Below are 10,931 nucleotides of genomic sequence, written 5' to 3' on the forward strand. Positions count from 1 at the left end.
GAGCGCTCGCTCTGACAGGTGACAACAGTTCCCGTGGGGATATGGGTGATGCGGACTGCGGAACTGGTTTTCTGCATGTGTTGCCCGCCGGGACCGCTTGATCTGAAGACATCCAGCTTGATGTCTTCCGGGCTGATGGTCACATCGATGCCGCTTTCAACCTCCGGCAGCACCTCAACCAGCGCAAACGAGGTATGACGAGAATGGCTGGCATCGAAAGGAGAGATGCGCACCAGACGATGCACACCGCGCTCCGATCTGAGGTAACCGTAGGCATAACTGCCCTTTATCTCCACAAGAGTGCTCTTGATCCCCGCTTCATCGCCAGGTGAAGTCTCCAGCACTTCGGTCTCATACCCGCGCTTTTCTCCCCATCTTAGGTACATCCGCAACAACATCTCAGCCCAGTCCTGAGATTCAGTCCCGCCGGCGCCTGCGTGAATCGCCAGAAGCGCATTGCGGTCATCGTATTGGCCGCCGAGCATCGCCTGAAACTCCAGTTCATCGAGGCGTTTCTCGATCCTGCCCGCCTCCGAGGTGAAGTCGGCTTCCAGTGAATCATCTTCCTCTGCACTTGCCATATCCGCAAGCTCGATGAGATTGCCCACCTTCCCCTCTAAATCGCGCCAGGTTTCGATCGTCTCTTTGAGCCGGGCAAGTTCACGCATGACCTGCCTTGCCTTCAACTGATCCTGCCAGAAATCGGGCTGGCTCGATTCGGCCTCGATCCGGGACAGTTCTGAAGCTTTCCCTGCAACGTCAAAGATGCTCCTGCATCCTGGCGATGCGGGCTTTCAGGTCATTTAATCTGGCTGTCAGTTCTTCCATCTACCTCTCCCTGTTTTGTTTGTATGGTTGCATTCTATGGCAAAATCGGTCTAGGTTCCACCAAATCTATTTTCGATATGGCAAACCGGACTGCTCTGGCACTCCTCGCACTCCAATTGCAGTGTGGAATGACCGATACCGAATTTCCGATGGAGCATCTCATTGACCTGTTCGGAGATCTCGGCAGTGCGGCTCACCATCTGGTCTTCTATCAGAAGATGCGCACTCAACGCATATACCCCGGAAGTGATCGTCCAGACATGGACGTCATGCACATCCCTCAGGCCACTGATGTTCTTGATCTCCTCGATGATCAGACTCGTGCCAAGGTGCTTAGGGACGGCCTCCAGCAAAATGTTGACCGATTCCCAAACCAGCCGGATTGCGCCTCTCAGGATGATCATCCCGATGAGGATACTGATGATCGGGTCGGCGATATTCCATCCCGCAACCAGAATAATGATACCAGCAATGATCACCCCCAGGGAAGAAATCGTATCGCCCCACATGTGCAAGAAGGCACTCCTGACGTTCAGATTCTCGCGACTTCCGGCGTGGAGCACCGAAATACCGGCCAAATTGGCGATCAAACCGATGGCGGCGATAACCAACATCGGGCCACCGTGAACCTCTGGAGGGCCGATAAAACGCTGGTAAGCTTCGTAGCAGATGAAGCCGCTGATCAGAATGAGTATCATTCCGTTGATCAATGCAGCCAGTATTTCCGCCCGGAGATAACCGAAGGTTCTGTTTTCGTCTGCCGGCCTTTTGGCGAGATTGAGCGCAAACAAGCTCAGGCCCAGTGCCAGAGTATCGGTGAACATGTGACCGGCATCGCTCAGCAGAGCCAGGCTGTTGCTCAGGAGGCCGCCAACCACCTCGACCAGAGTCATCAGGCCGGTGATCGAAAGAGCAATCAGCAGCCGATTCTGATTGCCTTTCACGGATGAAGGAGGGTTATGGATATGATCGCTCATTGCTTTGCAACTGATTCCCTCCGGCAGCCAGGTGCGCCAAGCGAGTCGGCTCCGGCAGCCGATATCCTTTACAGCACTTAAGAACCATTTGGATGGCCGCCTCCAGGCTTATCCTGTGCCCTACCGAGATATAGAGGGGTTTGGTGTTTGCCCTGGTTCGCAAGACTGCTCCGATGGTTTGCCCGCCATCGATGAGATCAGCGATACTCCCTGCCTCACTTCCCACCGGCTCATGCGTTCCACAAAGCCGTGATTTGGCGCATCCGATGGTCGGCTTATCCCACAGAACGCCGAGGTGAGATGCCAGCCCCAGCCTTCTGGGATGGGCCAGCCCCTGACCGTCGACGAAAATCACGTCCGGGTTGTGTGAAAGCTTCTCGCAGGCGGCCAACAGAACCGGGGCCTCCCGGAAAGAGAGCAAGCCGGGCACATAAGGAAACTCGATTGCCCTTTCGGCAATCCGGCTCTCCACCACTTTCAACTCCGGATAACTCAGGACAACCACGGCTCCACGGGCCATGTTATCGGATTTCGACACCGAGATGTCCACACCCGCGATGAACTGCACAATTCCCGGATATTCTTCTTTCGATACGCGATCAGCCATGGCCTGCTGGATAAGCACAGCCTGCTTCGGAGTCACTTGCCAATTATGCAGGGACTGTGCTTTCACTATCGCTCACTATCAAGATGACTGCGGAAGGTCCAATACCATATCACATTGGCAATGGCCCTAGCCATCCGATCGAAAGAGAGGTAGGTGGGTATTCGCGAATTGGCGCACATCTGCTCAAATTCCTTCTCTTCCGCTTCGGCTGACGGCGATTGTGAAAGCACGATGAGGGGTTTGGCCTGGGTTTTTCTGAGGTCGATCAGAATATTGGCTAGGGCAGCCAGTCCATCCTGGCCGATGGCATATGCCACCATGCTGGCTTGAAAATGCACCACGACGATATCTATATTGGGATCGGCAAAGACCGTCTGCACGGCTTCGGAAAAGATCTTCAGACTGGCCGCTGCCACCGCTCCTACATCCACCGGATTCTGAAAGATACTGCCGACCGCGGGAAGAATACTTCTTAACCGGGCAATGGTCTGCGGCATGAGAACGGGAACTTCCAGCCCCGCCCGAACACAGGCATCGGAGGAGGCCACACACGCCCCACCACCTGCGCCGACCAGCCCGCTGATAACTGCCACCCTCCTTCCCTCAAACCTTGGTAAATGATAGAAGGCCGCAAGTGTATCGACAAGCTCCTCGATGTTATCGGCCTTCACAGCGCCGGATTGCCTGAGCGCCGCCTCCCATATAATCTCAGACCCACCGAGCGAGGCCGTGTGAGAAGCCGCCGTTCGAGCGCCTGCCCCGGTGAGCCCTCCCTTCAGAATCACTATCGGTTTGTTTTTTGATATATCACTCACCAGTTGGAGAAATCTCCGGCCTTCTTTCATCCCCTCCAGATAGGCCCCGATGAATTGTGTTTGAGGATCATCTCCCAGATATTCCAGAAAATCGAGGCCGGAAAGGTCGGTCCCATTCCCGAAACTGATCACCTTGCTGAAACAGATTCCTTTCACCAGCCCCGATTCCATCAGAAGTCCGGCATTGCCGCCGCTCTGGCTGAGGAAGGCTACCGTTCCCGCATCAAGTTCGTGCGGAAGCAGGTTCCGCCATATCAGCCTCATTCTTTGGGCGGGATTGCCGATGCCGGTACAATTGGGCCCAACGATTCGTATCCCCCAATCCCTGGCCTTTTTTGCGATCTCGACTTCGAGTTCAGCGCCATCGTTTTCCCCCGCTTCGGAGAACCCGGCGCTGAATATCTGGACCACTTTTACGCCTTTTGTCCGGCAGTCCTCCAGAAGACCGGGGATGTGTCGTTTGGGAATGCTCACAATCACGTAGTCCACCGATCCGGGAATGGCGCTCAGAGAAGGAAAGACGGGCACGCCCGATACCTCGCCCGCGGCAGAACCGACGGCATACAGCTTCCCTTTGAACCCCCCATCCAGAAGAGTGGTAAGGTAGCCGTTGCCGGGTTTCCTCTCATCCCGGGAAACACCCACCACGGCAATGGATTGGGGATAGAATATCGGGGCGAAGGCTTTGAACTTCTCCTGATCCACCAATGTCTATCCCTTGAAGAAATCGCGAACCACGTCGAATTCCCCGGGAAGGATTTTCAGAATGACGGGGAAGGAATCCAACTGGAAGCTCGCAATGGCCGATCCGTCGATAGCCTTATACGCAAACTCGCGGATTCCATTCAGTTTGAGCCACTCCTCCGGGTTACCGGCGACGGGGATCGACGGCAGGTCCACAGGCAGAGCGATGTATCTGGCCACAACAGCGATCAGCACAGAGCAGATGAGCCAGCCCACCACAAACCCGAAAACCCCACCTCCCAAACGGTCCGCCAACCCCAGGAAGGTAATGCTGAGGATCTTCTGGAGTATTATGCCAACAATGTATACGGCTATGAAGGTTACTATCAGGATAATGGCAAAGGCCACGATCTTGGCCACGCTTTCATTATCGATGACGGAGAGCGCATCGGCCAGAGTGTTCTGCAATGCCCCCGCCAGGAGTATGCCGAGGATAATCCCGATCAGGACGGCCAGGGATTTGGTCAGGCCCCTCCTGAAACCTTGAAAGGCAAACAGCACCAGACAAAAGATGATGATCACATCCAGCCAGTTCACGACAACCTCCTTAAGGACTTGGCTTTACTGATAGGCCCGGTGGGCCATTATCATGCGGCACTCTTTTGAGCAGAGCCCTAGGCAAAGCCGTTACCCCGAACTTGACCCCGGGCCCAGACGATTGATCATTCATCAATCGATGACCCGCGAGCCCCAAGCTTGCACATATTCTACCATGCAGGGAAACCGTTGCCAAATTGAGCAGGGCAGGTTTGAACTTTGCCACCGGCCTCTCTCTGATTGGGTGACGATTCGCCAAGCAATGTCATCCTTCCTTCTGTTCCGCTTCTGCATGAAGCTCCGGAGGCGGAAGAATCCACGGCTCACGGGCTACCCTACGGGGTTGACCTTTCACATTGTATTGGATACACTCGATTATTGTAGAGTTGCGAGGAGTCAATAAAGACGATGGAAATCGGAACCATAAGGCGAGTTACGCTTGAGGATGAGGTAAGGAATGCCTATCTCGATTACGCCATGAGCGTGATCGTCTCCCGCGCCCTTCCTGATGCCCGTGATGGACTCAAGCCCGTACAGAGAAGGATTCTGTACGGAATGAATGAACTGGGAAGCACCCATACCAGCCCCTACAAAAAGAGCGCTCGTATCGTGGGTGAGGTCATGGGTAAATTCCATCCGCACGGCGATGCACCCATATATGAAGCGATGGTCCGCATGGCGCAGGACTTCTCGATGCGATACACCCTCGTCGATGGGCAGGGAAACTTCGGCAGCATGGATAACGACCCTCCTGCTGCAATGCGATACACCGAAGCGCGGCTGGCCGAAATCGCCGGGGAAATGCTCTCCGAGATCGACAGAGATACCGTCGACTTTATTCCCAATTTCGATAGCTCACTCAATGAGCCAACGGTTCTTCCCTCCAAATTGCCCGCCCTTCTCTTGAATGGTGCGGCGGGGATTGCCGTAGGCATGGCCACCAACATCCCGCCTCATAATCTGAGAGAGCTTTGTGATGGCATTGCCCGCCTCATCGATAATCCCGAAGTCTCCGTCGGCGAACTCATCGAACTGGTCCGCGCGCCGGATTTCCCTACCGGTGGAATCATTCTGGGCCGTGAGGGAATTGAAAATGCCTATGCTACCGGGCGCGGCAAGCTTGTCCTCAGGGCAAAAAGCCACATCGAGGAGATCGGAAAGGGCCGCCATCAAATCGTGATCAGCGAGTTGACCTACCAGACCAACAAAGCAGCTTTGGTAGAACGCATCGCTGGGTTGATGAAAGACAAGAAGATCGAAGGGATCAGCGAAGTTCGGGACGAATCCGATCGAGAAGGGATACGCGTCGTTATTGAACTCAAAAGAGACGGTCGCCCCACTCAGGTATTGAACAATCTCTATAAGCATACCGCCATGCAATCCTCCTTCCACGTCAACATGCTGGCGCTCATCGATGGCCAGCCCAGGGTAATCAATCTCAAAACGGCTTTGCAGCAATATGTCAAGTTCCGCCGGGAAGTCATCACCCGCCGATCCCGGTTCGACCTGAAGAAAGCTCAGGAAAGAGCGCATATACTGGAGGGGCTGAAGGTTGCTCTCGACTTTCTGGATGAGGTCATCGCCCTGATTCGGGGGTCGCGGAATGCAGAGGCTGCCCGAGAAGCTCTCATGGAGAGATTCAGCCTCAGCCAAATCCAGGCGCAGGCAATTTTGGATATGCAACTGCGCCGACTGGCTGCGCTGGAGCGCAAGAAGATCGAAGATGAATACGCAGCGCTCCTCCAGACAATGGCCTATCTGGAAGACCTCCTGGCCAATCCCAAGAAGATCGATTTCCTCATCAAGGAAGAGGTGGGGCAAATCAAGGAAAAATACGGCGATGAGCGCCGCACCGAGGTGAGCCTGGAGGAAGCTGGTGATTTCAAGGCCGAGGACTTGATCCCGCATCAGCAGACGGTAGTCACTCTGAGCAATCGAGGATATATCAAACGGCTGCCCATGGATACCTATCGAACCCAGCACCGTGGAGGCAAGGGCGTCACCGGAATGAAGATCAGAGATACCGATGATCTCCAGATGTTGATGGTCACCGATACGCACGATAACCTGCTGTTCTTCACCAATCGAGGCCGGGTTTTCCAGCTGAAGTGCTATCAGCTTCCAGAAAGCAGCCGACAGGCTAAAGGGCTTCCTGTCATCAACCTTATCCCCATCGAGACCGACGAACGAGTCACGGAAGTGATGTCAACGGCTCGTTTCCCCGAAGATGGATTTATTGTGATGGCCAGCAGGAACGGAGAGGTGAAGAAATCCGAGCTTAAGAGGTTCTCTTCCGTACGCAGCGCCGGCATTATTGCCATGGACATTGAGAAGGACGATGAGCTCATTTCTGTCAAAACAGCTACAGCACAGGATGATGTGATCCTCGTGGCAGACAGCGGCCAGTCGATCAGATTTACCGTCGATAAGCTGCGCACTGCCTCGCGGACCAGCGGAGGGGTTCGTGGCATAAACCTCAAGCGAGGGGACAAAGTAGTATCAATGGGCGTTATTCTCCCCAAGACTTTCCTGCTCACGGTTACGGCCAACGGATACGGCAAACGCACCCCGGTTGAGGAGTATCGGCTACAGCTTCGCGGTGGCGGAGGGATGCGCGCCCACCACGTAAACGAGAAGACCGGTTTAGTAGTGGATGCCGCCATTGTTGATCTCTCTCACCAATTGATGGTAACCACCAAAAATGGAACCATCATCAGGATGCCGCTGAAGGGTATATCGCGATTGGGGCGGGACACTCAGGGGGTGAAGACCATCAGACTCACCCATGGTGATGCTGTAGCTTCGATTGCCGTGATCAGTGAACCGACAATTGACCCCACTCCCCCTGTCCTAACGAACGGTGATTCGCCGGAAATAACTGCTGGCTAAGATTCAGAGACGGATTTCATCTCACTCCGGCATTCGTGGAGGAGAAGATTGAATAAGAAGCCAAGTGTTCTCATCAGTAGAGAGCAGTTAACCCAGCGAGTCTCAGAGTTGGCTGCTCAGATCCAGCAGGACTATCGCCACAAGAATCCGCTGCTGGTTTGCGTCCTCAAAGGCGGGTTCATTTTCATGGCGGACCTGGTGAGATCTCTGGACATGCCGGTTGAAATTGAGTTTCTCCGGATCTTCAGCTATGGGTCAGGAACAGAAAGCTCCGGCAAAGTCGAGGTTGTTCAAGGGCTAAAGGCCAATATTGAAGGCCGGGACATCCTGGTGGTTGAAGACATTGTCGATACCGGCCTCAGCATGTGTTTTGTCCTCGATTTCCTGAAGCAAAGGAGCCCTGCCTCTGTGAAGATCTGCGCCTTACTGGATAAGCCATCAAAAAGGAGGTCCGAGGTTTGCATCGATTACCTGGGATTCACCGTCCCCGATAAGTTTGTTGTGGGTTATGGCCTCGACATCGATGAACAGTACCGCTATCTGCCCGAAGTCTGCTGCATCGAGGAGGACTAAAATGGATATCCAGGGCTTACTGGCGGTAGCTCGAGGCGATGCTCCTGCCGATATCCTGTTGGCCAATGCCCGGATGGTGAACACGTTCACCGCCACGATCGAGTCAGCCAATGTGGCGATTTACCGGAATCGAATCGCAGGGGTTGGCGATTACCAAAAAGGCAAGGAAACCATCGATCTCAAGGGGAAATACCTCATCCCCGGCCTGATTGACGGCCATATTCATCTGGAGAGTTCCCATCTGAGTCCCGCCGAATATGCTAAGGCCGTCGTTCCCAGAGGCGTCCTGGCCGTTGTCACCGATTTCCATGAGATCGCCAACGTCTGCGGTGCGGCGGGCATCAGATATATGTTGAAATCCGCCCGGGGCTTGCCGATGGACATCTTCGGGATGGCCCCTTCCTGTGTTCCGGCCACCCATCTGGAGACCGCCGGAGCCCATCTGGACGCCGCAGAACTGAAGGGCCTCCTCAGATTCAAGAACGTCTTGGGGCTGGGCGAGATGATGAACTTCCCCGGCGTGATGTTCGGCGACCCCGGAGTCTGGGCCAAGATCGAAGCCTTCCGGGACAAAGTGATCGATGGCCACTCCCCCGGACTGAGAGGGAACAGCCTGAATGCGTATCTGGCTGCCGGGATATCCTCCGACCATGAGTGCACCACACTTGAAGAGGCTCGGGAGAAATTGAGCCGGGGCATGCACATCATGATCCGCGAGGGCTCAGCAGAGAAGAATCTGGATGCCCTCCTTCCCCTGGTGACCGACCAGACCTTCAAACGATGTTTCTTTGTGGTAGATGACCGCGACTGCGCCGATCTCCTGCGCGATGGCGATATCGATGCCGTGGTGAGGAAAGCTATTCGAAAGGGACTTAATCCCATCAGGGCAATCCAGATGGCCACGATCAATACGGCCGAATACTTCCGCCTGGCCGGGCTGGGAGCCATTGCGCCGGGCTACCGGGCCAATTTAGCAGCAATCGATGACCTGAGGGATCTCGCAGCAGACCGGGTTTTTTATAATGGTAAACTCGTGGCTGAAGGCGGGCATCTCAGCACATCGATTTCCCCTTTCACTGATTCCGCTCTTACCCGCACCGTCAATATCAAGCCGTTCGATATCGGGAAACTGGCTGTGCCCGCCAGAAAACAGGCAGTACCGGTGATTGAAGTCGTCCCGGATCAGATCGTCACCCGGAAGAGAGCGGAAAAGGGCAAGATCGAAAACGGTTTCATCCAGCCGGATATAGAAAGGGACATCCTCAAGCTGGTAGTAGTGGAAAGACATAAGGCCACAGGGAATATCGGCTTGGGATGGGTCAAGGGATTCGGGCTCAAAAGGGGCGCGTTGGCCTCTTCTATTGCCCATGATTCCCACAATATTGTGGCCGTCGGGACCAGCGATGAGGAAATATTCACCGCAATCAAGGAACTGGAGCGAACTCAGGGCGGCATTGCTATTGCTGCCGGAGGGCAGATTCTTGGCTCACTGGCCCTGCCTATCGCCGGTCTCCTTTCTCAGGAGCCGCTGGATACGGTGGTTCAGAAACTGGAGCGCCTCAAGTATATCGCCGGCATCCTGGGTTGCACGCTGGCGTCTCCTTTCGCGACACTATCGTTTCTCGCTTTGCCCGTGATCCCTGAATTGAGATTGACCGATCTGGGATTGGTGGATGTACTGTCCTTTAAGCTGTTGTAGGAGGTTGAGAGATGTACGAGAGAATACTGGTCCCCCTGGACGGTTCGGAACTGGCGGAAGTGGCGCTGCCCTATGCCGAGGAGGCCGCCGGTAGACTCGGTTCTGAGATAAAACTCCTCAATGTCAGCGAACTATCCGAGGACCCTTATGTCAACATGCGCCGGGCTTATCTCCAGAAGATAGTCGAGTCAACACGCCGAGGAATTAAAAAACATCGCGGGAAAGTGGAGGCAAAAGAAGTCAAGGTAGGCTCAGCGCTGGTGACGGGCGACCCCGCCTGGGAGATCGCGGAATACGCCAACAGGGAAGATATCGACCTCATCGTCATGGCAACTCGTGGGCTCTCCGGATTCAAAAGATGGGCGCTTGGCAGCGTGGCCGACCGCGTGGTCCGGACCACGGACCGGCCGGTGGCGCTCATCAGGGCCAAGGGTGCTCAAGCTGATGTGCGCGAGACGAGCATCCATGGCGAGATGATCGTCTGCCTGGACGGATCGAAGGGAAGCGAGGCTATCATCCCCTACGTCGAGGAGATGGCTTCAAAAGTCGGCAATCACGTTACTCTGCTTGAGGTTCTGGAAATCGGGTATAACGTGCTTCTGGCGGATGGCGGATTTGCGTATATTCCTTACCCACAAGAACAAATGCAATCGCAAAAGGCTTCCGCTGAGGATTACCTTGGCAAGATAGGGGACGGCTTGAAGAAAAAAGGCATCTCCGTAGCCTGGGAACTGCGGAGTGGAGATGCAGCCATGGAAATCCTTAAACTGGCTGAAGAGATCCCTGCCGATATGGTGGCAATGTCAACCCGCGGGCGATCCGGCATCTCACGCTGGGCGATAGGGAGCGTCGCAGACAAGGTCTTGCATGATGGAAACACCCCCCTCTTACTGGTGAGGCCGCCGAAGCCTCGTTGATACCCAGTAAGGAGCTGAACTGGGTGCTAAAAAAGTCTGACTCACCCCTCTTACCCCCACTCGTTGGGGGAACTTTTGAATCTGGGGGACATGCGTGAGCCAGCGATTAGACCAAATACCGAACCCGCTCCTTCTTGAATTCCCGCACCGTCGAAAGCACCTCATATTCCTCGATGCCGGTTTCATCCGATATCGACGCCAAGGTCTTTCGGTTCTCCGCGACGGTCTTGGCGTGAATCATGGTGAAGATGTTGAACCGGGGCCAACGGGCGCTCGTCTGGCGCTCGTAACAGTGGGTAACCTGGGGGAAAGCGGCCATCTGCTGTCCCACTTCGTCAACGCGAT

Annotated in this window: 9 protein-coding genes and 1 pseudogene; 4 read left to right on the forward strand and 6 right to left on the reverse strand. The window is 54.9% G+C overall.

Going from position 1 to position 10,931, the window contains the following annotated elements:
• From prfB to PHV74_10020, 5 genes and pseudogenes are all read right to left on the reverse strand, one after another.
• A pseudogene (prfB, locus tag PHV74_10000) lies at nt 1-828 on the reverse strand (peptide chain release factor 2).
• A gap of 50 nt (nt 829-878) precedes the next feature.
• Nucleotides 879-1,805, reverse strand: coding sequence for a cation diffusion facilitator family transporter (locus PHV74_10005; protein ID MDD5094696.1), 927 nt, complete (start codon nt 1,803-1,805; stop codon nt 879-881).
• Nucleotides 1,786-2,478: a deoxyribonuclease V gene (gene nfi, locus PHV74_10010; protein MDD5094697.1), complete on the reverse strand. Its 693-nt coding sequence runs from the start codon at nt 2,476-2,478 to the stop codon at nt 1,786-1,788. Before nfi ends, PHV74_10005 begins: the two co-directional genes overlap by 20 nt.
• Nucleotides 2,478-3,932: a CoA-binding protein gene (locus PHV74_10015; protein MDD5094698.1), complete on the reverse strand. Its 1,455-nt coding sequence runs from the start codon at nt 3,930-3,932 to the stop codon at nt 2,478-2,480. Before PHV74_10015 ends, nfi begins: the two co-directional genes overlap by 1 nt.
• A 6-nt stretch (nt 3,933-3,938) precedes the next feature.
• On the reverse strand, nt 3,939-4,508 hold the full coding sequence (locus PHV74_10020; GenBank protein ID MDD5094699.1) for a CvpA family protein: 570 nt from the start codon (nt 4,506-4,508) through the stop codon (nt 3,939-3,941).
• A gap of 408 nt (nt 4,509-4,916) precedes the next feature.
• Here PHV74_10020 and gyrA point away from each other — a divergent pair, with 408 nt between their 5' ends.
• Genes gyrA through PHV74_10040 form a run of 4 tightly spaced genes read left to right on the forward strand, consistent with a single transcriptional unit; the run spans nt 4,917 to nt 10,586 of the window.
• A complete protein-coding gene (gene gyrA, locus PHV74_10025) occupies nt 4,917-7,397 on the forward strand; it encodes a DNA gyrase subunit A (GenBank protein MDD5094700.1) in 2,481 nt (826 codons plus the stop codon).
• A gap of 48 nt (nt 7,398-7,445) precedes the next feature.
• Nucleotides 7,446-7,970 (forward strand): hypoxanthine phosphoribosyltransferase, encoded by a 525-nt coding sequence (gene hpt, locus PHV74_10030; protein MDD5094701.1) that lies wholly within the window; start codon nt 7,446-7,448, stop codon nt 7,968-7,970.
• 1 nt (nt 7,971) lies between these two features.
• Entirely contained in the window at nt 7,972-9,669 is a 1,698-nt protein-coding gene (gene ade / locus PHV74_10035) for an adenine deaminase (protein ID MDD5094702.1), read from the forward strand.
• 11 nt (nt 9,670-9,680) lie between these two features.
• Nucleotides 9,681-10,586, forward strand: a complete 906-nt coding sequence (locus PHV74_10040; protein ID MDD5094703.1) for a universal stress protein — start codon at nt 9,681-9,683, stop codon at nt 10,584-10,586.
• 106 nt (nt 10,587-10,692) lie between these two features.
• Here the strand turns inward: PHV74_10040 and PHV74_10045 are convergent.
• On the reverse strand, nt 10,693-10,931 hold a 239-nt coding region (locus PHV74_10045), incomplete at its 5' end, for an Lrp/AsnC family transcriptional regulator (GenBank protein ID MDD5094704.1).

It is taken from the genome of Dehalococcoidia bacterium (assembly GCA_028711995.1).
GTDB lineage: Bacteria > Chloroflexota > Dehalococcoidia > SZUA-161 > SpSt-899 > JAQTRE01.